Below are 24198 nucleotides of genomic sequence, written 5' to 3'. Positions count from 1 at the left end.
AAGGCATGGCCGAACTCAACCAACCCATGATCGAGGAGGAAAATCAGCCCCTACACATCACCGCCAAAGCCGCCTGACGATGGCCCACGGCCACAGCCGAAATTACACCACCTTGACGGACGCGACCTTTATCCCCGGTTGGCAACGCAATTCCGTTGTCGGCCCGCCGGTGTCGCAATCCGTCGGGATGTGGCGTCGTGATGCCCCTTCCCTTGGGCCGGCGTACCGCCCGCCCTGTCTTGCGTCGAGCCGGCCGGGGCAGCCTAACCCATTGAAAATAGCCTAATTCGAATTAGACGAGGGGTGCATTGCTGTTTCCCTCGCAAGCGATCAGACTATAATGACGGACGTTGGCGAGATCGAGAATTATACATGCAACTTCACGGTGAACAGATAATTTTTTCCTCTCGGGCGGATGTCTGGGCGGCATTGAATGACCCGGACGTGCTGGCCCGCTGCATCGAAGGCTGCGAACGGCTGGAGCGGCTGGAGGACGGCCGGCTGGCGGGCGTGGTGCAGGCAAAGGTCGGGCCGGTACGGGCGGCCTTCAAGGGCGAGGTCACCATATCCGACGTGGTGGAGGGCGAACGCTATCGTCTGAGCGGCGAAGGCAAGGGTGGCGTCGCCGGCTTTGCCAAGGGCGCGGCCGATGTTTCGCTGACCGACGCCGAGGGCGGGACGCTGATGCGCTACACCGTCGATGTCACGGTCGGCGGCAAGCTCGCGCAGCTTGGCGCCCGCCTGATCGACGCCACCGCTCAGGCCTATGCCCAGAGCTTCTTCGAGCGGCTGCGCAGCGAGATCGAGGCGCCCGGCGGGGCGCCGGAGGCCGGCGCGGATATGACACAGGCAGCGACCGACACGCCGTCGACCGGGGCGGCTGACGCCTCGGCGTCAGGCCTCTCGCCGTGGTTGTGGGGTGGCGCGCTGGTCGCGCTGGGTCTGCTGCTGCTCTGGCTGCTGGCCTGAGTCGGCGATGGCCGAGGTCGCTCTAGCCGAGGTCGCCCTGGCCGATGCGGCGCCCCTGTTCGTCCAGGCCCGTGCCTGGCTGGCCGCTGGCCATGACGTGGCGCTGGTAACGGTGATTCAAACCTGGGGATCGGCGCCGCGCCCGGTGGGCGCGCACATGATTGTCCGCGACGACGGCGCCTTCGAAGGCTCTGTCAGCGGCGGCTGCGTCGAAGGCGAGGTGATCGCCAATGCGCAGGCGGCCATCCGGGAACGGTGCTGCCGACGGCTGGACTTCGGCGTCAGCGATGCACGGGCCTGGGAGGCCGGGCTGGCCTGCGGCGGCAGGATCGCGCTGTTCATCCAGCCGCTCGACGACGCGGGTTTTCCTCCATCCCTGCTGGATGAACTGGTGGTCGCCGGCACCCGGCGGCACGCGGTCGCGGTAACGACCGACCTCCACAGCGGTCGATCCAGTGTCGGGCCGGGTACGGAGACCGGATTCCACGCCGTCTACGCCCCGGCGCGCCGGCTGGCGATCATCGGGGCCGTGCACATCGCCCAGGCGCTGCTGCCGATCGTGCGCCAGCTCGGTCATGAACCCCTGGTGATCGACCCTCGTGGAGCATTCGCGACCCGCGATCGCTTTCCCGACGTCGCGCTGTCGGTCGAATGGCCCGACGAGGCGCTGGATGCCTGGTGTCCCGACCGGCTGTCGGCGGTTGTCACGCTGACTCACGACCCCAAACTGGATGATCCGGCGCTGATCCGGGCCCTGCGCTCCCAAGCTTATTACATCGCGGCGCTGGGATCGCGCGAAACCCATGCGGCGCGCCTGGAGCGCCTGCGCGCCAGGGGCTTCAGCGACATCGAACTGGCGCGCATCCACGGTCCGGCCGGGCTGGCCATCGGGGCCCGCTCGCCGGCCGAGATTGCGGTTTCAATCGCCGCGCAGATGACGGCGGCACGACGCCAGGCGCCGGTGGCATGAGGTTTGGTACTGTCGACGTGGCGGAAGCCGTGGGTGCCATTCTGGCCCATGGCATCACCGTGGCCGGGCGGCGCCTGCCCAAGGGAACGGTGATCGACGCCCCCACCCGGGCATGGCTGCGCGACTCCGGCGTCGCCACGCTGGTGGTTGCCCTTCCCGACCCCGGCGACGTGGCCGAGGATGTCGCCGCCGCCCGACTGGCGGCCCTGCTGTCCGGCCCCGGTGCGCGGCCGGCCAAGGCCATCCACGGGCGCTGCAACATCCACGCGACGGTGGACGGCGTGGCCGAGCTGGATGTAACGGCGATCGGGCGGATCAACCTGCTGGACGAGGCGATGACCGTGGCGACCGTGCCGCCGTTCATGCCGGTGCGCGCGGGCGCCCTGCTGGCCACGGTCAAGATCATCCCGTTTGCCGTCGCCGGGGACGTATTCGCCCGGCTGGCGGCCTGCCTGCCCGACCAGGCCGCCATCGGCCTGCGTCCATTCCGGCCGGGTGTCGCGCATTTCATCCAGACCGCGTTGCCGGCCCAGAAGGAGTCGTTGTTCGCCAAGGCCGAACGGGTGACGCGGGCGCGCATGGACGCGCTGGGGTGGACGCTGTCGGCCTGTCCGCCAATCGCTCACGACAGCGCCGCGCTGACCGGTGAACTGCGCCGCGTGACGGCCGTGGCGGCACCGGACGACATGATCCTGATACTGGGCGCCACCGCGACGGCCGATCGCCGTGACGTCATTCCTGCCGCCATCGTGGCGGCTGGAGGCAGGATCGAGCGGCTGGGCATGCCTGTCGACCCCGGGAATCTGCTCTGTCTTGGTGTGCTGGCGGGGCGGCCGGTGGTCGGCCTGCCAGGGTGTGCGCGCTCGCCAAAACTCAACGGCGCGGACTGGGTGCTGTCGCGGCTGGCGACCGGCCTGTCCGTAACGGGCGCCGATATCGCCGCGATGGGTGTGGGTGGGCTGATCGATGACGTCGCCGAGCGGCCCGAGCCCCGCGGCAGCACGGTGGACATGGCTGGCGATGCCGATGGCATAGGCGCGGTGGTGCTGGCCGCCGGCCAGTCGCGCCGGATGGGCGAGCTCAACAAGCTGTTGGCCGATCTGGGCGGGCAGCCGATGATCCGGCGGGTGTGCGCCACGGTTCGCGCCGCGCTCGGGCAGCGGCCGGTGGTGGTGGTCGGTCATGAGGCCGAGGCCGTGCGCGCGGCTCTGGCGGGGCTTGATGTCGACGTGGTTGACAACCCGGCCTATGCGACCGGCATGAGCAGCTCGGTCCGCGCCGGAATCCAAGCTGTTTCAGATCGTTATGACGCGGTTTTCATCTGCCTTGGCGACATGCCGGAAGTCAGTGTGGAAAGCCTGCGGGCGCTGGCGGCGGCGTTTGACCCGGCCGCCGGGCGGGACATCGTGGTGCCGACCCTGCAAGGCCGGCGCGGCAACCCGGTTCTGTGGGGGCGCCCGCACTTCGCCCGCTTGAAGTTGCTTGAGGGTGATGCGGGTGCGCGCGATCTGCTGGAGCTGCTTGCGCCGCATGTGGCGATGGTGGAGATCGGCCGGCGCGAGATCGTCGACGATGTGGACACACCGGATGATCTTGCCGCTCTCAGGGTGCGTCAGTCTGCGCCATGAACTGTTCCAGCTCTTCCGGCGACCCCAGCTTGAGCAGGCGCAGCGCCACCGCCGGCGGATGACCGGCGCGGGCCATTGCCGCCAGGGCCTTGCGGCGCGCATCCGGCGCCAGAGGTTCGCCGCTGCCGAACGGCCCCAGCCGTCTGCGACGCAAAAACTGGATGGCGGCCTGCACATCATCGGTCGTCGCCGCCACTGCCTGCCCCAGTTCAGCGTCGATACCAGCCGAACGCAGGGCGCCTGCGATACGCTGACGGCCGTAACCGCGCCGTTCCAGCCCGCGCTGACGGCTGGCGGCGAAGGCGGCGTCATCAACGCCGCCCAGCGCCTCCACGGTGGCGACGGCGGCCGCAATCATCGACGGGCCATGCGCGCCATCAATCACGCCGCGTTCCCGCACTTTGCGGCCAAGATACATCGTCAGACGCTTGCGGGTTGTGGCATAACGCGCGACATAGGCGAGTGCCAGATCGCGTAACCCTGCGTCATTCAAGGGAGTCCTGGTCATTGCCGGGTGTCGGGCCTGTCGCTGGTCAAATGGACTGTCGCCTTGATCCTGCCACAGTCGGGCCGGAATTTGAACGTTACTCGGGGGCAGATGACGGGCTTGGATGACGGTCCCGTGACATATGGGGCGGTCAGCGAGTAGAGTCAGTTGAGAAACGGGAGCGCCGCGTTGCTGAATGCAGTGTCGCAACAGCTCGATACGGAAGCCATGAAGGCCCCGTCGCACGCACAGTCGCCGGCCATGGGTGCGGTTCAGCCGCCATCCGGCGGACTTCACCCAACGCCGACGGATGATGACCTGCCGCGTCGCCTTGGAGACTTTCCGACCTTCCAGGCCGCGCTGGATTATGCCGCCCGGGGCAAGCGGGGCTTCAATGTCTACAGCGCGCGCGGCGAGTTGCGGGAGGTACTGAGCTTCGCCGATCTGCGGGCCGCCGGTGTCGCCGGCGCCCGCCGTCTGATGGCGCTGGGCGTGATGCCTGGCGATCGGGTGGCGCTGATCGCCGAGACGTCGAGCCCGTTCATGTGCGCCTTTGCCGCCACGGCCTATGCCACCGCCCTGCCGGTGCCGCTGCCGCTGCCGACCTCGTTCGGCGGTCGTGAGGGCTATGTGCAGCAGATCCGCAACCAGTTGCAGAGCTGCGGCGCCACGGTGATCCTGACGCCGGCCGGCCTGCTGGAATTCATCCGCGAGGCCGCCGAGGGAATGGCGACACGTTTCATCGGCAGCTGGGAAGAGTTCGACGCCCTGCCGGCCAGCGACGCGCCGCTGCCCGAGGCCGGGCCGGACGACATTGCCTACCTGCAATATTCCTCGGGCAGCACCCGCTTCCCGCACGGCGTTTCGGTCACTCACCGCGCGCTGATGGCCAACTGCCTGGGCCAGGGCAAACACGGCGCCCAGGTGCGCGATGGTGACCGGTGCGTATCCTGGCTGCCGTTCTACCACGACATGGGGCTGGTCGGCTGCTATCTGGCGACGCTCGCCAACCAGGTGTCCACCGACCTCATCCCGACCGACGAGTTCGTCCGACGGCCGCTGACCTGGCTGAAACTGATTTCGGACCATAAGGGAACGTCGATCTCCTACAGCCCGACATTCGGTTATGACATCACCGCGCGCCGGGCGCCGTCCGATGTCGCCGAGAAGTTCGACCTGTCGCGCTGGCGGCTGGCCGGCAACGGCGGCGACATGATCCGTCCCGACGTCATGCAGGCGTTCGTCGACGCCTTCGCGCCGGCCGGGTTCGATGCCCGCGCCTTCTGTCCGAGCTACGGCATGGCCGAGGCGGTGGTGGCGATCAGCTTCATGCCCCTGGGCGAAGGCATCATCACCGACCTGGTGGATGAGCGCCGGCTGGCCGGCGAGGTCGATCACGTCACCTCGGTGCGCTCCAACAAGCAGCCGGTGCGCTATCGCGCGATCGTCAACTGCGGCAAGCCGCTGCCGGAACACCGGATCGAGATCCGCAACGAGGATGGCCAGCTGCTGCCCGACCGCTCGATTGGCAAGGTGTTCGTCCAGGGGCCGAGCGTCATGATCGGCTACTATGGCGATCCGGAAGCCACCGCCGCCTGCCTCGGCGCCGACGGCTGGCTGGATACCGGCGACATGGGTTACATGGTGGATGGCTACATCTATATCGTCGGCCGCGCCAAGGACATGATCATCATCAACGGCAAGAACCACTGGCCGCAGGACATCGAGTGGGCGGTGGAGCAGCTGCCCGGCTTCAAGAGCGGTGACATCGCCGCCTTCGCGGTCACCGAGGCCAATGGCGAGGAGAAGCCGGCGGTGCTGGTGCAGTGCCGGGTGTCGGACGAGGAAGAGCGTATCAAGCTGCGTGAGGAAATCCGCGCCAAGGTCCGCCAGATCACCGGCATGAACTGCGTCATCGAACTGGTGCCGCCGCGTAGCCTGCCGCGAACCTCCTCCGGCAAGCTCAGCCGCTCCAAGGCGCGCTCGCTGTATCTTTCCGGCGAGATTGTCCCCATCAACGTCGCTGCTTGAGCGCGACCCCTTGAGCGCGACCCTGTTGCGCACGGTACCGCCGCGCACCGTCGCCGTCACCGGCGCTACGGGCTTTGTCGGCGGCCCCGCCGTGGGCGCTCTGATTGCCGCCGGCTGGCAGGTGCGTGCGCTCACCCGCCGTCCTCGCGACGGCCGGTCCGGTCTGCTCTGGGTGCCCGGTGATCTCGACAATGCCGACAGCCTCGCCGAGCTGATGCGCGGCGCCGATGCCTGCCTGCACATCGCCGGTGCCATCAAGGGGCGCGACCGCAACGCCTTCGCCAGCGCCAACATCGACGGCACCCGGCGCGTTGTGACGACAGCCCGCGCCGCCGGAGTCCGCCGGCTGGTGCATGTCTCGTCGCTCGCGGCACGTGAACCCGACCTTTCCGATTACAGCTGGAGCAAGGCCGAAGCCGAAGCCCTGGTCGCCGCCAAGGCGCAGGGGCTCGACTGGACCGTCCTGCGCCCGCCTGCTGTCTACGGCCCCGGCGACAAGGAGACGCTGAGTCTGTTCCGTTCGACGGCGCGCGGGCTTGCTCCCCTGCCCGGCGGCCCGACCCGTACGTCGCTGATCCATGTCGATGACCTGGCGGCGGCGCTGGTGGCCTGTCTGGAATCACCAGCGCTGCCGGGTGTGACGCTGGAGGTCCATGATGGCCGGCCGGCCGGCTATGCGCTGGCCGAGCTTTATGCGCTGATCGGTGCGGCTCTGGGCAAACGGGCGTTACCGGTGACGGTACCGCGCGCGGCGCTGCGGCTGGCGGGGCGTGCCAACGCCTGGGCGGCGCCGCTGTTTGGCGTCGTCCCCATGGTGACGCCGGGCAAGGTACGCGAGCTGCTGCATCCCGACTGGACCAGCAGCGACGACCGCCTGACCACCGCCACCGGCTGGCAGCCGGCGATCGACGCGCCGACAGGGCTCGCCGCGACGGCGGCCTGGTACAAGGCGCATGGCTGGCTGTAGGCCTCGCGAATGCCGTGCGACCCGGCCCCGTTGCTGCCCCGCTTTCACCATATTGTCGTGCGAGCGATGCTCAACCCCAAGCAATGGTGAAATCAGCTTTTCAAGGTGTGGCCCATGGCGTCCAACGCGGAAATTCTCGAAACCCTGATCGGGCTGATCGGCCCCTTCAACAAGAAGGGCGTGGCGCTGGCCGCCGACACCTCGTTCGCGCAGGATCTGGAGTTTGACTCGCTGACCGTGATGGATCTCGTCGCCAACATCGAGGACGAGTTCGACATCACCCTGCCGCTGAACATGCTGCCTGATCTGGAGACCGTTGGCCAGGTGGCCGACGCCGTCGCGAAGATCCTGAAAGACCGTTGAGATCAAGGACATCCGGCCCATGGACCTGCTTGCCAAATTCGACGGTCTGATCGCCGAGCGCGCCGCGCTCAACGCCACCGGCCTGCCCGACCCGTTCAAGGTGGTGATGGACAAGGTGATCTCGCCGACCGAGGCGATCATCAACGGCAAGCCGACCATTCTGGTGGGCACCTACAACTATATGGGCCTGACCTTCCACCCGGACGTCATCGCCGCCGGCCAGCAGGCGCTCGCCCAGTTTGGTTCCGGCACCACCGGCAGCCGGGTGCTCAACGGCACCTACGCCGGCCATCGGGCGCTGGAGCAGACGCTGGCCGACTTCTACGGCACCAAACATGCCATGGTGTTCTCCACCGGTTATCAGGCCAATCTCGGCATGTGTTCGACGCTGGTCGGCAAGGGTGACTACATCGTCATCGACGCCGACAGTCATGCCTCGATCTACGACGGCTGCATGCTGGGTAACGCCGACGTGGTGCGTTTCAAGCACAACTCACCTGAAGACCTCGACAAGCGCCTGCGTCGCCTGCCGAAGGAGGCCGGCAAGCTCGTGGTGCTGGAGGGCGTCTATTCGATGCTGGGTGACATCGCCCGGATGAAGGAACTGGTCGAGGTCGCCAAGGCGCATGACGCCACCATCCTCGACGACGAGGCCCACGCCATGGGCTTCTTCGGCGAACGCGGCCGGGGCGTGCTGGAAGCCGCCGGGGTCGAGGACCAGGTGGACTTCGTGGTCGGCACCTTCTCCAAGTCGGTGGGGACCATCGGCGGCTACGTGGTCTCGAACCACCCCAAGTTCGATATCCTGCGCGTGGTCTGCCGCCCTTACGTGTTCACCGCCTCCCTGCCGCCGTCGGTGGTCGCCACCGCACGCACGGCGATCGAGATCATCGCCGCCTCGGCCGACCGGCGCGCCCATCTGTGGCAGAACAGCCGGATGCTGCACACGGGCCTGAAGGAGATCGGCTTCAAGCTGGGCACCGAGCAGGCGGAATCGGCGATCATCGCCGTCATCTGTCCGGACCAGGAGACCACGGTGAAGCTGTGGGCGGCCCTGCTGGCGGCCGGCGTCTACGTCAACATGGCGCGCCCGCCGGCGACGCCGCACGGCCTCTACCTGATCCGCATGTCGCTGTGCGCCGAGCACCGAGCCGACCAGGTGACCAGCATCATCGAGCGCTTCAAGGCAGCCGCCGACGTGGCCGGCTATCCGTTGTTCGGTGACTTCCCCGGGGTGCCACTGACGGCGGGCGCGGCGGCCTGATCGCCCGCGACTGCGTCAGGATCAGCGCACCGCGCCGCGCCGGCGGAGCTGCCAGAACAGCACCAGCCCGCCGATGATCGGGTGGCGGCGATGCCAGGGCTTGATCTCGACCGGTACGCCGGCGTGCCGGGTGATCTTCCAGGCCAGATAATCGATGCCGCCATCGAAGGTGGCCGAAGCCTTGATCAGTCGCAGCGCCGACAGCAGCTTGCCCTGCAGGCTGCGCAGGCTCCACAGCAGCCGGCCGAGCAGTCGCGAACCCCGGTGATGCAGGCGCAGGCGCTCGCCCTCGCGGCTGTACCGGACACCGGCCGCGCGCAATGCCGGTTCGGTGATCGCCCGGTAATAATCCGGCGCCAGATCATAAAGCTCCAGCCCCTTGCCACGCCGTTCGGCCCGCAGTTCGGAGCCGTAGGTGAGCGCGAAGGCCGCCGTCCACAACCCCCGGCAGTCGGTGGCGGCCGGTAGCAGCGGCAAGGCCGCCGTCAGCAACGTCTCCGGCGCCAGCGCCACGGCCGCGGCCACCGGCGTCTCTTGCGCTGGTGCGTGCCATACCAGTAGCGACGGCTGAGCAAAGCGGGCCCAGATCGAGACGTTGAATGTTCCGCGACCGGCCAGCGCATGAAACTGCCGCAGCGTCAGCACGGCGTATTTGGCGCGATAGCGGACGCCGTCGATCTCTTCCTCGGCATAAAACACGTTGGGCGGCAGCAGCCGGTTGGCCACCGCCAGCCAGCGCCCGCCATAGGCGTGGGTGTAGTCGTCGACCAGCAGGTAGAAGTCCAGCAGTGTGCCGGTGAGGTCGCCAGTACGCAGCGACGAGCCGTAGAACAACACCCCCCGGGCGGCCTCGCCATAGCGGGCAGCGAGCCGGGCGGCGAAGGTACGCACGACGGGTGATGCCTCGCCGGCGAGGGTCTCGGCGACGAGGGTCCGCAGTTCGGCGCTCACATCGCCAACGACAGGAAGGACTGGGGCGCGGTCGGCGTCAGCAGGATCGGCCGCCCCGGGGCAGCCTGGAATATCTCGCCGTCCATCAGCACTGCCGGCTGACGGCCCTCAATGCGGATCTCGTCACCGCGTCGCAGGTGCACGCCCGGCGCCGACAACTCGTTGAAGCGCCCGGTCAGCAGGGCGATCGCGGCGCGCCAGATGGAACGGCGGCGGGGCTCGATACAGGTCATGCTGAGCGCGCCTGCCCCCGGCGACGCGCTGGAGCGGACGCCCAGCAACAACCGCTCAAGGGTGGTGACCAGCAGCACGAAGAAACGGCCTTCGATGGCGCCGGCGCCACGTACGGTGATCCGCATCGGTTCGGCCCGGAACGGCGACAGGCGAGACTGCCCCCCGATCACCATGCCGAACAGCACGGCAATGGTCGCCAGCACATGCGATACCGCGTTGGGCAGGCCCAGCGGGTAGATCTTGTTGCGGCAGAACATCAGGGCGTTGAGCAGGCCGGCGGCGCCCAGGAACATGCCCAGTACCGGCTTGTTGCGGCGTCCGTCCGACAACGCGATCAGCGGCCTGGTGACGACATGGCGGTCGACATCGCCGCGTGCGATATCAAGAATGCGATCCATCGCCTTGAACGGGTCGCCGTTGGCGCCCAGGTCATTGGCGATCAGGTTGGTCTTGCCGTTGGGCAGCACCGCGACCGGCGGCGGATTGTCGCCAAACGGCCGGCCGTAATAGAGTTCGGTCAGCGTCGCCTGCACGGTGCCGTCGCCACCATTGATGACCAGCACCGCCGGCTTGGCCCGGGCGATCATCTGCAAGGCGGCGGGAATCTCGCCGACGTCATGCAGTTCGACATGAAAGATGTTGCCATGCGAGGCCACATAGTCCCGGACCTTGGGCAGCAGATCCTTGTTGCCGGTGGACAGGGGGTTGGACAGCAGCGCGACAAGCGACATCGTTTACTCCGCGGACTTGATGGGCCGGATGCTGAGGCCCTGAAGATAATTGAGGGTGATGCGCATGCTGGCCACACCCTGCGGGGCGTTGAACGCCACCCGATCGACGTGAGGCTTGGACCAGCCCAGCTTGGGATTGTTGGAGAAGGCGAAACCGTCGGACGTGCCGTCCATGCGGCCGTCATTGTCGCGGTCGTGCAGCACGACCAGCGAGTAGCGCGGCAGTTTGCCCGGCAGCGGCACGCAGATGGTCATGTCGCCGGCCGGCGTCGTCGGCACGTCGACCCGCATGAGCTTGTGCCCCTTCGCCAGAAACTCGTCGGGATGGTCACTGTAGACCTGGATGCGGACCTTGCCCTTGCGGTCCTTGAAACCGGTCACCGTCACCAGCGCGGCTGGCGCCTGAGTACCCGTCGCGCACGCCGCGGCGTGTTCGCCCAGTACTGGTGTCGCCACGGCGGCGCCGGGCATGGCCAGCGCCGGGAGCGACAGGCCGAGACACCATGACCGGAGGGCTCGATTTTTCATGTGACCTTGTTCCACAGCCGGGCTATACCCAGCCCACTTCAGTCTGTGTGGGGGTCGTTCGCGGCCAAAGTTTGACCAACCGGCGACAACACCGCGATGATTAATCAAATCGACCGTTATATCGCCCGCCTCATCTTCACGCCGCTGGTCGCGACCCTGCTTGTCTCCGCAATGCTGCTGTTGCTGGACAAGATGCTGAAGTTGTTTGATTTTGTCATGAATGAAGGCGGCCCGGTGACAGTCGTCTGGCAGATGCTGGGCAACCTGATCCCGCAGTACCTCAGTCTGGGCATCCCCATCGGGCTGATGCTGGGCATCGTGCTGACCTTCCGCAAGCTGGCGACCAGCAGTGAGTTCGATGCCATCGCATCGGCCGGCATCTCGCACCTGCGTCTGCTGCGGGTGCCGCTGCTCTATTCGGTGGGGCTGGCGCTGATCACCTTGTGGATCGTCGGCTTCATCCAGCCGTACAGCCGCTATGCCTATGAAGGGCTGCGCTTCGAACTGCGCTCGGGTGCGCTGGGTGCCAGCATCAAGGTCGGCGAGTTCGCGCACCTGGGCAAGCGACTGACCCTGCGGATCGAACAATCGCAGAACAGCGGCCGCGACCTGATGGGCATCTTCGCCCATGCCACCAGCGAGGACGGCGCCACGCTGGCGGTCTCCGCCGATCGCGGCACCTTTCTGGCCACCGACGATCCGGATGTGATCCTGTTCCGGCTGTACAACGGCATACTGGTTCACCAGTCGCCAAAACAGGAGCAGCCGCGCCTGCTTCGGTTCGAGCAGCATGACCTGCCCGTCGATCTGCCGCGCATGGAGATATTTCGCGCACGCGGAGGCCGGGAGCTTGAACTGACGATGCCGGAGTTGCTGGCGCTGCGCCAAGACACCGGCCAGGACGCGGCCGCGCGGTCGCAGGCGTGGTCGAATTTCCACCGCCGGATGATCCAGGTGGCGGTATTGTTCGTCATCCCCTTCCTTGGCATGGCGCTGGCCATACCGCCCAAGCGCCAGTCGTCGGCGCTGGGTGTCTTTGCCGGTGTGGTCTCGCTGGTGGTCTACAACGAAGTCTCCGAGTTCTGTGAGCGTCTGGGTGCCGATGGCGTCGCCGACGCCGCGCTGCTGCAGTGGGGAACCTTCTCGGTGTTCGTGGTCAGCAGCCTCTGGCTGTTCTACCTGGTCGGTCATCGGGTTGGTGATCCGCCGATCGGCTACCTTATCCGTCTGGGGGGCCGGATGGCGAAGATCGCGCTCAAGCTCATACCCAAACGCGGCCGTGACTGGCTGGCGGCAGGATAGGTGACGCCCGATGCGCATGTTCCCATCCCCCACCCTGACCCGCTACATCGCGCAGATGTTCGCCGTGCGCGTGCTGGCCTTCATCTTCGGTCTGGTGATGGTGTTGCAGACGCTCGACCTGCTCTCCGAATCCGACAAGATCCTGGCGCCCGACGGTAGCGGCTATCCTGAAATCCTGCGCTATCTGGGCTGGCGGCTGCCACAACTGCTGTCACAATTCCTGCCCTTCTCGGTCCTGTTGGCGACACTGGTGACCCTCGCGACGCTGAACCAGAACAGCGAGGTCGTCATCATGCGGGCAGCCGCCATTTCCGCTCATCAGGTGCTGGCGCCCCTGCTGCTGACGGGTTTGGCCATCTCGGTCGCGCACTTCTTTTTCAATGAAGCGGTGGTGGCGCCCTCGACGGCCCGGCTCAGTGCCTGGGAACGCGCCGAATACGCCCGCGTCCTGCCGCCGGCGGACAGCGGCACGCGCGACATCTGGGTCACTGATGGCGCCTCCATCGTGCGCGCCGACCGGGCAGTGGTCGATCGGGGGCGGCTGATTCTGCCAGGCCTGCAGATCTTCGAACGCGGCAGCGACCCCAATCTGCGCCGCATCATCAGGGCCGATCGCGCCGAGCTGGCCGGCAAGTCGTGGACGCTCTACGGCGTGCGGACCTACGACGTCGATGGCCGGTTGAGCGATACCGTGGCGTCGATGCCATGGCGAACCGAACTGGAGAGCGAGCGCTTTCTGGCGGCGGCGGTTGACCCCAACGGGGTTTCCTACCCCCGGCTGGCCCGGGCCATACGCGAGCTGAAGGCTGGCGGGCATCCGACCGAGAGTCTGCAAGCCGCGCTCCAGCACAAGATATCCGGGCCGCTGTCCTCGCTGCTGATGCCTGTCCTGGGGGCCATCGCCGCTTTTGGCGTCGTGCGGTCGGGCAAGCTGTTCGTGCGCATCGTCATCGGCATGGCGCTGGGATTCGCTTATTTCGTCGCCGACAATTTCATGATGGCGATGGGTCAGTTCGGCACCGTGCCCCCGTTGATGGCCGCATGGTCGGCGCCGCTGCTGTTCTTCTGTGTCGGTGAGAGCGTCTTGTTCCGGACCGAGGAATGAGCGGCGCTACTCCCGACAAGGCGGCATTTGACGGTCCTCAGCCGGTCACCGAGGGCGAGGTGGCGAAAAGCGCCGCCACCGCCCTGCTCGCCCGCTTTGGCGCCATCATCGAGATTGTCAGTCAGCCCGCCTACACGTGGCTGTTCTCGGTGGCGACCTACGGCGTCTACACCGTCCTGTGGTCGGTGGTGAATATCCTCGCCAATATCTGCGACCTCGCCATGACCACGGTGCTGCAACGGGTCGTGCCGCAGGCGCGCAGCGATGACGAGGCGCTGATCGCCGTCAAGGCCGCGTTGCTGCTGACCCAGGCCACCACCGTACCCCTGGCGATCCTGGGTTCTTTCATGGCGCCCTATCTTGCCAGACTGGTGAACGCGGCGCCACGCGACGAGCCGACGCTCGCGCTGGCCATCGGTCTGTTCTGCTGGGCATTGCCGCTGTGGACGTTTCTGGAGGTCTCGGGCTCGGCCCTGCGGGCCCGCCGTGCCTTCGGCCCGGAGATCCGGCTCAAGGTGTTCTACGAACAGGCCAGCCGGTTGACGGCCGCCCTGCTGTGCTTCGCCATTGGCATGCGCAGCCTCGGTCTGGTGGCCGCCCATCTGGCCTCGTTGCTGCTGATCTGTGCCATGTCGGTGCGCCTGCTCGGGCGCTATTATGACCTTCGCCGGATGATCCGCGTGCCTATTCCGCGCCGGACCTGGGCCGATCTGGTCGGGCTGGGCAGCGCGGCATTGCCGGCGAACCTGCTCAATCGCATCTATTCCGACCTGCCGCCGGTATTGCTCAACATCATGCTGCCGGGCGTCCAGGGCGCGACGGCCTCGGCGCTCTACGGCATTGCCCGCAAGGTCGCCAGCACCATGCAGATGGTGAAGCTGAGCTTCGGCTACGTCATGGCGCCGCTCGCCTCGGCCCAGAGCGCAGCGGTCGACACGGCGGCGATCCAGCCGCTTTACGGCTTTGCCACCCGGCTGGCCGCCGCGGGCATCCTGCCCCTTACCGCTGGTCTGATCTGTGTCGGCGAGGAAATCCTGTTTCTGTTCGCGCCGGAGGCCCGAGCCGCCTTCGGCCTGCTGGTGGTACTCACCATCGGTCGCAGCCTTGAGGCACTGGTCGGCCCCGGCGGCGCCATCCTGCTGGTCATCGGCAAGCGGCGGCTGACGTTGTTGAACAGTGCCATTGGCGTGCTGAGCTGGATCCCGCTGGCGCTGGTGCTGACGCCGCGACTGGGTGCCATGGGCATGGCGATAAGTGTCGCCATCTCGATCAACCTGGTCGCCATCCTGGCGTTGATCCAGCTCTATCAGGCGCACCGTCTGCACCCGTTCCGCCCGCCCTTCGGGCGCACCGTGCTGGTGGGTCTGGGGTCGACGTTGCTGATCTTCGCGGCCGATACCGCGGGTCAGATGAAATCCGCGCCCGTCGGCGCCCTCGCCGCCTTCGCGACCTTTTTTGTCGCCTTCTGGATTTCCCTGCGTTTCGGTCTCGGGCCTGGCGACCGTGGCTCGCTGGGGCGCTTTGGCCGCTGGCTGCGACTTAAAGTGTGAGCGAGCGTCCCTGACCTGGGTCAATGGCGCGGCCAAAAATCCGCCATAGTGATGCGCGAGAGGCTAGTCCCATGGTAACCGAGGAGTCCCCGCAATGCTGAAGCTCGGCATGTGGAACAAGACGCACTATCTGAACAAGATGACGCTGGGCCAACTGGTGGTCGCGTACTTCCAGTATTACGCCATCCAGGCGTATCTGGTGCTGGCGGCCGTGACTGGTTATTACGCCACCCAGAATGTTACGGCGTGGTGGAAAGCCGCCATCGCCGCCGGCTTCTCGGTGTTTGCCTACCCGCTGATCTGGTATCTGCTGCACCGCTACGTGCTGCACAGCCAGTGGATGTACAAGTCGCCGCTGACCGCCTGGGTGTGGAAGCGCATCCACTACGATCACCACCAGGATCCGCATCACCTCGAAATCCTGTTCGGCGCGCTGTACACCACGCTGCCGACCATCGTGCTGGCCACCGGCCCGATCGGCTGGGCGATCGACGGTCTGGGCGGCGCGCTCACCGCTATCTGCGCCGGTCTGCTGATGACCTGCGTCTACGAGTTCTGCCACTGCATCCAGCACCTCAGTTACAAGCCGAAGAACCGCTACCTGCAGATCATCAAGCAGCGGCACATGGAGCATCACTTCCAGGATGAGGATGGCAATTTCGGCATCACCAACTTCTTCTGGGACCGGCTGTTCGGCACCTTCTACGAACGCGGCGAACGGCCGGTGAAGAGCGAGACGGTGTTCAACCTCGGCTACACGCCGGTGCAGGCCCAGCGCTTCCCGTGGGTGGCGCAGCTGTCCGGCGGTCAGGTCCACATGGGCACCCCGCGCGACAAGCGCAAAGCGGCGGCCAACGACGATCTGAACAACGCCGCCTGATGTCCCAGACAGCCGCGTCGCGCCTCGAAATCCGCCAGGTCGGCTCGCCAGCCGACCTCGACACCTTCATCCGTCTGCCGTGGACGCTCTACGCCCGCGATCCGGCGTGGGTGCCGCCGCTGCTTTCGGAGGTCAAGGGGCTGCTCAACACCCGCTCCAACCCCTATTTCGGCCACGCCAAGGCCGCCTACTGGCTGGCGCTGCGCGATGGCGTGCCGGTGGGGCGGATTTCGGCACAGGTCGACACGCTGGTGCAGCAGCACATGGCGCCGGGGCTTGGCCAGTGGGGCATGTTCGAGAGCATCGACGATCCCGCCGTGCCGCCGCTGCTGTTCGCCGCCGCCGAGCAGTGGTTGCGCGACAACGGCATGACGACGTCGATGGGGCCGTTCAGCCTGTCGATCTGGGACGAGCCGGGCCTGCTGGTGGACGGTTTCACCGATCCGCCGTGCCTGATGATGGGCCACCACCTGCCCTATTACGGCGCGCAGATCGAAGGCAACGGCTACACCAAGACCAAGGACCTCTACGCCTACCTGCTGGACATCACCAAGGAGTTCCCCGAGCGCATCCGCAAGATCGTGCAGCTGGGGGACAACAACCCGCGCATCCGCATGCGCATGGCCGACCCCAAGCGCTACACCCAGGAAGTGACGCTGATCCTGGAGATCCTCAACGACGCCTGGTCGGACAACTGGGGCTATATTCCGCTCACCCCGGACGAAATCGCCTACGCCGCCAAGAAGCTCAAGCCGATCGTCAAGCCGGAGCTGGTGCGCATCTGCGAATATGACGGCGAGCCGGTGGCCTTCATGATCACCCTGCCGGACGTCAACGAGCTGCAGGCCGATCTCGACGGCAAGTTGCTGCCGTTCGGCTGGGCCAAGCTGCTGTGGCGGCTGCGTCATCCGGTGACGCGCCGGGTGCGGGTGCCGCTGATGGGCCTGCGCCGGAACATGCAGTCGAGCCGCCATGGCGCCATGATGGTGTTCATGCTGATCGAGCACATCCGCCGGGCGACGGTGGGCGTTTATGCCAACCAGGGCGAGCTGAGCTGGATTCTCGAGGACAACCTGCCGATGCGCAACATCCTCGAGGCGATCGGCTGCTATATCTACAAGACCTATCGGATTTACGAAAAGTCGCTTATCTGACGGGCATGAGCCAGCCCGCAGACCAGCCCGAGACCGACGAGCCCCGCACCACCTTGCGCCAGCACCTGCGCAACTGGTTCCTCACCGGCATTGTCGTGGCCGCCCCGGTGCTGATCACCGGCTATCTGGTCAGCACCATCGTCGGCGCCATCGACGAGCAGGTGACGCCGCTGCTGCCACCGGAAATCCGCAAGCTAGCCCTGCCCGGCATCGGCCTGCTGATCGTCGTCGTCGGCCTGACCCTGCTGGGCGCCATCACCGCCAACGTCATCGGCCGCTGGCTGCTGGCCGGCTGGGAGATCCTGCTCAACCGCACCCCGGTGATCCGCGCCATCTACAAGCCGGTGAAGCAGGTGTTCGAGACCGTCATCGGCCCTGGCGGCATGTCGTTTCGCGAGGTGGTGCTGGTGGAGTATCCCAGCCCCGGCCTGTGGGTGATCGGCTTCGTCACGGCGCCCGCGCCGGCCGACATCGCCCGGGCCGCTGGCGGCGAGGATGTGGTGAGCGTCTATCTGCCCACCGCGCCCAACCTCTATGCCGGCTACCTGCTGTTTCAGCCGCGGAGCAAGCTGAAGCCGCTGAAGATGGACGTCGACGAGGCGGTGCGCCTTGTCGTGTCCGCCGGCATCGCCGGCCAGCCGGTGCCGGCGGCCAAACCCGGCAAGCGCGCCAGCTGAAAGCGTCGCCTCAGCCCGCCTGATCAGCCCGCCTGATCAGCCTGAGCGCAACAACGGCACCGCCGCGTCACGCTCCATCAGATAGAGCAGCACGCGGGCCGCCTGGCCGCGCGGACTGGCCAGTTCCGGGTCGCGCTGCACCAGCAGCCGGGCGTCGTCGCGGGCGATCTCCAGCAGGTCGGCGTGCAGCACCGGATCGGCGAGCTTGAAGTCGGGAAAGCCCGACTGGCGCACCCCCAGCAGTTCGCCGGCGCCGCGCAGCCGCAAATCCTCCTCGGCGATGCGGAAGCCGTCGTCGGTATCGCGCAGCATGGCCAGCCGCGCCCGCGCCGTCTCACCGACATGCTGGGCGCGCAGCAGCAGGCAAGTGGACTTGGCGCTGCCGCGCCCGACCCGGCCACGCAGCTGGTGCAGCTGGGCCAGGCCGAAACGCTCCGCCTGCTCGATGATCATCAGCGAGGCGTTGGGCACATCGACGCCGACCTCGATGACGGTGGTCGCCACCAGCACCTTCAGCGTGCCGGCCTGAAAGGCGGCCATGACGGCATCCTTCTCGGCCCCCTTCATGCGGCCATGGACGACCCCCACCACATCCTCGCCGAAGCGGGCCTTGAGATCGGCGGCACGATCCTCCGCCGCGGCAAGGTCGATCTTCTCCGACTCCTCCACCAGCGGACACACCCAGTAGGCCTGGGCACCGGCGGCGATGGCGCGACCGAGGCCGTCATGGACATCCTCCAGCCGGTCGAGCGAAACGACGCGGGTGTCGATGGGCTGGCGTCCCGGTGGCCGTTCGTCGAGCTTGGAGATGTCCATCTCGCCATAGACGGTCAGCGTCAGCGTGCGCGGGATCGGCGTTGCCGTGGTCACCAGCATGTGGGCCGGCCGCGAGGCTTTCTCCGACAGCATCAGCCGCTGATGCACGCCGAAACGATGCTGCTCGTCGATCACCACCAGCGCCAGGTCGCGATAGGCGACGCTCTCCTGATAGATGGCGTGGGTGCCGACCAGAATGTCGATGTCGCCGGTCGCCAGCTCCTCAAGGATCGCCTCGCGCACGCGGCCTTTCTCCCGGCCGGTCAGCAGGGCGATGCGCACCGAGGTCGGCGCCAGCATCGCCGACAGGCTGGCGAAGTGCTGCCGGGCCAGCAGTTCGGTAGGCGCCAGCATCGCCGCCTGGGTACCGGCCTCGACCGCCGTCAGCATCGCCGCCAGGGCCACCAGCGTCTTGCCCGACCCGACATCGCCCTGCAGCAGCCGCAGCATCGGCTCGCTCTGGGCCAGATCGTTGTCGATCTCGGCGATCGCCCGCATCTGCGCGCCGGTCGGCTGGAACGGCAGCGCCGCCAGCACGGTCGCCAGCAATGCGCCGTCGCTTGTCAGGGGTGCCGTGCGGCGCTTGCGGGTGCGCCCGCGGATCAGCGCCAGCGCCAGCTGGTTGGCCAGCAGCTCGTCATACGCCAGCCGGGCACGGCCCTCGTGGGCCTCCTCGCCGCTGTGCACCAGCTCCAGCGCCTGTCGCCACACCGGCCAGTGACGCCGGTGCAGCAGGCCGGTGTCGATCCACTCCGGCAGGGTCGGCGCCCGGCCGACCGCCAGCTGCACCAGGCCGCGCATCCGCCGGTTACTGACGCCTTCGGTGAGCGGGTAGACGGTCTCCACCGCCGGGATCAGACTGGCCTCGCCGGGACTCACCACATAGTCCGGATGTACGATCTGCACGCCGGCGCCGAAGCGCTCCAGTTTGCCGGAGACCAGCCGCGTACTGCCCACCGGCAGCCGTTTGGCCACGGTGTTGCCGGGGTCGGAGAAGAACACCAGCGTCAGCGGTTCGCCCTGGGCGTCCTCGCAGGCCACCCGCAGCGGGCTGCGCGGACCGCCGCGGGCATACTCATGCACCGTCACCGCCAGCGTGCCGGTGGCGTCGATGCCGGCTTCCGCCACGCCATCCCAGCGCGGCCGCTCGATGACGCCGGTGGGCAGATGGAACAGCAGATCGACCACCCGGTCGAGGCCGAGCCGGTGCAACTGCTTCTCCAGCGCCGCGCCGACGCCCTTGAGCGCGGTCACCGGTGTGAACAGGGGAAAGAGAATATCGGGCCGCATTGTCACTCGAAGCTTCAATCGGCCGGCACGTTAGCCTATGGTGCGCGCCCGCTCCACCCGAGGAATGAAGAGAGTCATGGCGGAACTGGAACCCCGCAAGCGTCGTTTGCGCTTTCGTGCCTGGCATCGCGGCACCAAGGAGGCCGATATCATGATCGGCAGCTTCGTCGACAAGGCGCTGGACACGATGAGCGAGGCCGATGTCGCCTGGTTCGAGGCGTTTCTGGAAGAGAATGACGTCGAGATCATGAGCTGGATCGTCGGCCGCAGCGCGCCGCCGGCGGTCTATGAAGGGCCGCTGATGGACGCCATGCGCAAGCTCGACTACCTGCCGATTCCCCGCTGATGGCCTGACCTTGTTCGACCCGCGGACCATTATCGAGGCCGATGCCAGCCTGACGCTGGCCGGCGCCATCGAGGGCTACCTGCCGTGGTTCCTCGCGGATCTGGCGCGCGCCGCCGGCGTGCGTGGCCGGGTGGTGTACATCGCCCGCGACGATGCCGCCGCCGCCGTCATCGCCGAGACGGCTCCCTACTTCGCCCCCGATCTCGACGTGGTGTCGCTGCCGGCCTGGGACTGCCTGCCCTACGACCGGGCCTCACCCGCGACCCGGGTGGTCTCCGACCGGCTGGTGGCGCTCGCCCATCTGGCGCGCCCCCGCCGCGATGCGCCGCAGCTGCTGGTGACGACGGTCCACGCCGCCTTGCAGCGGATGCTCACGCCCCAGCGGGTCCGCGCGCTGGTCCGCCAGATCCGGGTCGGCGAGGCGCTCGACCGCGAGGCGCTGACCGCCCTGCTGGCCGGCGCCGGCTACATCCGCGCCGACACCGTGGTCGAGCCGGGCGAGTTTGCCGTGCGCGGCGGCATCGTCGACGTGTTCCCCGCCGGCAGCCCGTTGCCGCTGCGGCTCGACTTCTTCGGCGACGAGATCGATTCCATCCGCCGCTTCGAGCCCGCCGACCAGCGCACCGTCGAAAAGGTCGACGGCTTCACCCTGCTGCCGGTCTCCGAGGTGCTGCTCGACGACGACAATGTCCGGCGCTTCCGCCAGGGCTATGTCGACGCCTTCGGGGCGGTGTTCGGCCACGATCCGCTGTATGCCGCGGTCAGCGAACGGCGGCGGCTGTCCGGCATGGAGCACTGGTTGCCGCTGTTCGAGGACAAGCTTGCCACCCTGTTCGACTATCTCGACGCCGGCGACGTGGTGGTGCTGGATGCCCATGTCGAGTCGGTGACCACGGCGCGCTATGAGGCCATCGCCGACTATTACGATGCCCGCCGCGCCGCGCTGAAGGCCGACAAGGGCAGCTATCATCCGCTCAAACCCGGCCAGCTCTATCTTGGCGAAGCACAGTGGCGCGAGGCGCTGGCGGGTGTGCGCGCCCATACCACCACGCCCTTCCCGGTGCCGCCGGCGCCGCAGGTGATCGACCTTGGCGCGGCGCCGGCCCGTGATTTCGCCCCCGAACGCCAGACCCAGCCGGCCGAGGTCTATAATCTGGTCAAGGGCCACATCGACACCCTGCGCGCCAGCGGCAAGCGGGTGGTGCTGGCGACCTACTCCGCCGGCGCCAGCGAGCGGCTGGCCGGCCTGCTGGTCGACCACGGGCTCGCCGGCGTCGAGCAGGCGGAAACCTGGCAGCAGGCACTGGGCATTGGCGCACAGGGCGTCGCGGTGGCGGTGCTGGGCCTCGATCACGGCTTCTCCACCGCCGACGTGGCGGTGCTCACCGAGCAGGACGTGCTGGGCGACCGGCTGGTGCGCAAGCGGCGGCGGGCGCGCAAGGCCGACGCCTTCCTGTCGGAGCTGAACGCGCTCAACGTCGGCGACCTGGTGGTCCATGCCGACCACGGCATCGGCCGCTACATGGGGCTGATGACCATCGCGGTCGGCGGCGCGCCGCATGACTGCGTGGCGCTGACCTACGCCGGCGACGACAAGCTCTACGTACCGGTCGAGAACATCGACGTGCTCACCCGCTACGGCTCGGAGAGCGAGGGCGTCATTCTCGACAAGCTGGGCGGCGTCGCCTGGCAGGCGCGCAAGGCCAGGCTCAAGGAGCGTATCCGCGAGATCGCCGGCGAGCTGCTCAAGGTGGCCGCCGCCCGCGCGCTCAAGGAGGCGCCGGTGATCGCCCCGGAAAGCGGCGCCTATGCCGAATTCTGCTCGCGCTTCCCCTATGTCGAGACCGAGGACCAGACCAACGCCGTCGCCGATGTGCTGGGCGATCTGGAGGCCGGCAAGCCGATGGACCGGCTGGTGTGCGGTGACGTTGGCTTCGGCAAGACCGAGGTGGCGCTGCGGGCGGCCTTCGTCGCCGCCATGGCCGGCCATCAGGTGGCGGTAATCTGCCCCACCACCCTGCTCGCCCGCCAGCACGCCGCCACCTTCGCGGCCCGCTTCGCCGGCTTTCCGCTGCAGGTTGGCCGGCTGTCGCGGCTGGTCGGCACGAAAGAGGCCAACCAGGTCAAGCAGGGGCTGGCGGACGGCACCGTCGATGTCGTCATCGGCACCCACGCGCTGCTCGCCAAGGGGCTGACGTTCAAGCGGCTGGGGCTGGTGATCGTCGATGAGGAGCAGCATTTCGGCGTCACCCACAAGGAACGCCTGAAGCAGCTGCGCGCCGACGTGCATGTGCTGACGCTCACCGCCACGCCGATCCCGCGCACGCTGCAGATGGCGATGACCGGCCTGCGCGACCTGTCGCTGATCGCCACCCCGCCGGTCGACCGGCTGGCGGTGCGCACCTATGTGGCGCCGTGGGACGACGTGGTGGTGCGCGAGGCGCTGCTGCGCGAGCATTACCGCGGCGGCCAGAGCTTCCTGGTGGTGCCGCGCATCGCCGACCTTGCCGACATCGAGGCCTATCTGCGCGAGCAGGTGCCGGAGGTGAAGGTCATCACCGCCCACGGCCAGATGGCGCCGTCGGACATCGAGGAGCGGATGACCGCCTTCTATGACCGCCAGTATGACGTGCTGCTGTCGACCACCATCGTCGAGTCCGGGCTCGACATCCCCAGCGCCAACACGCTGATCATCCACCGCGCCGACATGTTCGGCCTGGCCCAGCTCTACCAGCTGCGTGGCCGGGTCGGCCGTTCGAAGATCCGGGCCTATGCCTACATGACCACCGAGGCCGGCAGCGCCATCACCCCGGCGGCCGAGAAGCGCCTGCACGTGCTGTCCAGTCTCGACGGCCTGGGCGCCGGCTTCCAGCTCGCCAGCCACGACCTCGACATCCGCGGCGCCGGCAACCTGCTGGGCGACGAGCAATCCGGCCATATCCGCGAGATCGGGTTCGAGCTCTACCAGTCGATGCTGGAGGACGCGATCCTCGCCGCCCGCGCCGCCGCCGCCGGAGTGCGGGCCGAGGAGGAGGAATATTCGCCGCAGATCACGGTCGGCGCCTCCATCCTCATCCCCGAGGATTATGTCCCCGACCTCGGCCTGCGCATGGGGCTGTATCGGCGTATCGGCGAGCTGGCCTCGCGACCTGAGATCGATGCCCTGGCCGCCGAACTGATCGACCGCTTTGGCAAGCTGCCGGAGGAATTGAAAAACCTCCTGCATGTCGTTGAAATCAAAATTCATTGCCGCGCTGCGGGCATTGCCAAGATGGATGCCGGCCCGCGCGGCGCCATTGTCAGTTTCCGCAACGACCAGTTCGCCAACCCGCTCGGTCTGGTGGGCTATCTCGGCAAGCTCAAGGGCACCGCCAAGCTGCGGCCGGACCACAAGCTGGTGGTGGCGCGCGCCTGGGACGGCGTGCCGGAACGCCTGACGGGTGCGCTGGCGCTGGCCAAGGGGCTGGCCAAGGTGGCGACCCAGCAGGACGGCTGAACAACGACGGCTGCGGCCGGTGCAAGCCCTCAGGCGGCCGGGGTGACGCCCGACTTGGCGTCCACCAGCTTGTCGAAGACGCGCTGCCAGATCTCCGGTGGCTGGGCGCCGGTCACCGACCATTTGCCGTCAATGATGAAGGTGGGCACGCCATTGACGCCGAGCCGGTGTGCCTCCTCCACTTCCGCATGGATCAGCGCGCGGTCGGCCTCCCCCGCCAGCAATGCGGCCACCAGCGTCGGGTCCAGCCCGACATCGCCGGCCAGCGCGGCCAGAGTCTCGGCGTTGCCGACATCGCGGCCTTCGGTGAAGTAGGCGGCGAACAGCCGTTCGTTAGCGTCCGCGCTCGTGGTGTAATTTCCGGTGTAGGCGATGGTGTATTCCGGGGTGGGGCATGCCCCACCCCGGAATGCGGCGTCGCTGGTGGCCACCGGGTTCATCGTTATGGTGGAGTTTGCA

The 24198-nt window shown here is 67.5% G+C and carries 21 protein-coding genes; 15 read left to right on the top strand and 6 right to left on the bottom strand.

The features are described from left to right. The first annotated feature begins 372 nt into the window (after positions 1-372). From ABU113_RS15995 to ABU113_RS15985, 3 genes are read left to right on the top strand one after another with little or no spacing between them, the layout of a single operon-like run. Positions 373-969 (top strand): CoxG family protein, encoded by a 597-nt coding sequence (locus ABU113_RS15995; protein WP_454560477.1) that lies wholly within the window; start codon positions 373-375, stop codon positions 967-969. A gap of 7 nt (positions 970-976) precedes the next feature. After that, the gene (locus ABU113_RS15990) at positions 977-1939 is read left to right on the top strand and encodes an XdhC family protein (RefSeq protein WP_454560476.1); all 963 of its coding nucleotides are present in this window, start codon (positions 977-979) and stop codon (positions 1937-1939) included. After that, positions 1936-3567 (top strand): NTP transferase domain-containing protein, encoded by a 1632-nt coding sequence (locus tag ABU113_RS15985; protein ID WP_454560475.1) that lies wholly within the window; start codon positions 1936-1938, stop codon positions 3565-3567. Before ABU113_RS15990 ends, ABU113_RS15985 begins: the two co-directional genes overlap by 4 nt. On the opposite strand, the gene ABU113_RS15980 is transcribed toward ABU113_RS15985, so the two are convergent. After that, positions 3542-4060, bottom strand: a complete 519-nt coding sequence (locus ABU113_RS15980) for a regulatory protein RecX (RefSeq protein WP_454560474.1) — start codon at positions 4058-4060, stop codon at positions 3542-3544. The genes ABU113_RS15985 and ABU113_RS15980 overlap by 26 nt on opposite strands. 255 nt (positions 4061-4315) lie before the next feature. Here ABU113_RS15980 and ABU113_RS15975 point away from each other — a divergent pair, with 255 nt between their 5' ends. The 4 genes from ABU113_RS15975 to spt all read left to right on the top strand — a co-directional run bounded on the left by ABU113_RS15975 (position 4316) and on the right by spt (position 8679). Then, on the top strand, positions 4316-6085 hold the full coding sequence (locus ABU113_RS15975) for a fatty acyl-AMP ligase (RefSeq protein WP_454560473.1): 1770 nt from the start codon (positions 4316-4318) through the stop codon (positions 6083-6085). Positions 6086-6095: 10 nt separating this feature from the next. Beyond that, on the top strand, positions 6096-7052 hold the full coding sequence (locus ABU113_RS15970) for an NAD-dependent epimerase/dehydratase family protein (protein ID WP_454560472.1): 957 nt from the start codon (positions 6096-6098) through the stop codon (positions 7050-7052). 114 nt (positions 7053-7166) lie between these two features. Beyond that, entirely contained in the window at positions 7167-7415 is a 249-nt protein-coding gene (locus ABU113_RS15965; RefSeq protein ID WP_454560471.1) for an acyl carrier protein, read from the top strand. A gap of 19 nt (positions 7416-7434) precedes the next feature. After that, positions 7435-8679: a serine palmitoyltransferase gene (gene spt / locus ABU113_RS15960; RefSeq protein ID WP_454560470.1), complete on the top strand. Its 1245-nt coding sequence runs from the start codon at positions 7435-7437 to the stop codon at positions 8677-8679. Positions 8680-8700: 21 nt separating this feature from the next. Here spt and ABU113_RS15955 read toward each other — a convergent pair whose 3' ends face one another. Genes ABU113_RS15955 through ABU113_RS15945 form a run of 3 tightly spaced genes read right to left on the bottom strand, consistent with a single transcriptional unit; the run spans position 8701 to position 11123 of the window. Then, complete coding sequence (locus ABU113_RS15955) at positions 8701-9630, bottom strand: hypothetical protein (RefSeq protein WP_454560469.1); 930 nt, start codon at positions 9628-9630, stop codon at positions 8701-8703. Beyond that, complete coding sequence (locus tag ABU113_RS15950) at positions 9627-10595, bottom strand: diacylglycerol/lipid kinase family protein (RefSeq protein ID WP_454560468.1); 969 nt, start codon at positions 10593-10595, stop codon at positions 9627-9629. Before ABU113_RS15950 ends, ABU113_RS15955 begins: the two co-directional genes overlap by 4 nt. A gap of 3 nt (positions 10596-10598) precedes the next feature. Then, positions 10599-11123 (bottom strand): DUF2141 domain-containing protein, encoded by a 525-nt coding sequence (locus tag ABU113_RS15945; protein ID WP_454560467.1) that lies wholly within the window; start codon positions 11121-11123, stop codon positions 10599-10601. A 96-nt stretch (positions 11124-11219) separates the two neighbouring features. Here ABU113_RS15945 and ABU113_RS15940 point away from each other — a divergent pair, with 96 nt between their 5' ends. From ABU113_RS15940 to ABU113_RS15915, 6 genes are all read left to right on the top strand, one after another. Beyond that, positions 11220-12425: an LptF/LptG family permease gene (locus ABU113_RS15940; RefSeq protein ID WP_454560466.1), complete on the top strand. Its 1206-nt coding sequence runs from the start codon at positions 11220-11222 to the stop codon at positions 12423-12425. 10 nt (positions 12426-12435) lie between these two features. After that, complete coding sequence (gene lptG, locus ABU113_RS15935) at positions 12436-13530, top strand: LPS export ABC transporter permease LptG (protein ID WP_454560465.1); 1095 nt, start codon at positions 12436-12438, stop codon at positions 13528-13530. After that, on the top strand, positions 13527-15080 hold the full coding sequence (locus tag ABU113_RS15930) for a lipopolysaccharide biosynthesis protein (RefSeq protein ID WP_454560464.1): 1554 nt from the start codon (positions 13527-13529) through the stop codon (positions 15078-15080). The genes lptG and ABU113_RS15930 overlap by 4 nt, the downstream gene beginning before the upstream one ends. A gap of 94 nt (positions 15081-15174) precedes the next feature. Then, complete coding sequence (locus ABU113_RS15925) at positions 15175-15960, top strand: sterol desaturase family protein (protein ID WP_454560463.1); 786 nt, start codon at positions 15175-15177, stop codon at positions 15958-15960. Beyond that, positions 15960-17114, top strand: coding sequence for an N-acetyltransferase (locus ABU113_RS15920; RefSeq protein WP_454560462.1), 1155 nt, complete (start codon positions 15960-15962; stop codon positions 17112-17114). The genes ABU113_RS15925 and ABU113_RS15920 overlap by 1 nt, the downstream gene beginning before the upstream one ends. Positions 17115-17119: 5 nt before the next feature. Next, a complete protein-coding gene (locus ABU113_RS15915) occupies positions 17120-17791 on the top strand; it encodes a DUF502 domain-containing protein (RefSeq protein ID WP_454560461.1) in 672 nt (223 codons plus the stop codon). 36 nt (positions 17792-17827) lie between these two features. Here ABU113_RS15915 and recG read toward each other — a convergent pair whose 3' ends face one another. Next, positions 17828-19897, bottom strand: a complete 2070-nt coding sequence (gene recG / locus ABU113_RS15910) for an ATP-dependent DNA helicase RecG (RefSeq protein WP_454560478.1) — start codon at positions 19895-19897, stop codon at positions 17828-17830. A 76-nt stretch (positions 19898-19973) separates the two neighbouring features. On the opposite strand from recG, the gene ABU113_RS15905 reads away from it, so the two are divergent. Both ABU113_RS15905 and mfd read left to right on the top strand, forming a co-directional pair. Next, complete coding sequence (locus ABU113_RS15905) at positions 19974-20243, top strand: FAD assembly factor SdhE (RefSeq protein ID WP_454560460.1); 270 nt, start codon at positions 19974-19976, stop codon at positions 20241-20243. A 10-nt stretch (positions 20244-20253) separates the two neighbouring features. Continuing rightward, entirely contained in the window at positions 20254-23739 is a 3486-nt protein-coding gene (mfd, locus tag ABU113_RS15900) for a transcription-repair coupling factor (RefSeq protein ID WP_454560459.1), read from the top strand. Between the two features lie 29 nt (positions 23740-23768). Here the strand turns inward: mfd and ABU113_RS15895 are convergent. Next, positions 23769-24198, bottom strand: a 430-nt coding sequence (locus ABU113_RS15895) for a DsbA family oxidoreductase (protein WP_454560458.1), incomplete at its 5' end; no start/stop codon positions are given.

Origin of the sequence: Parapedomonas caeni, from assembly GCF_041060555.1 — a bacterium.
In the GTDB taxonomy this organism is placed as follows: Bacteria; Pseudomonadota; Alphaproteobacteria; order Sphingomonadales; family Sphingomonadaceae; genus CAUJIW01.
The sequence above is the reverse complement of the archived record's forward strand: the minus strand, read 5'-3'. Positions and strand labels throughout refer to the sequence as shown.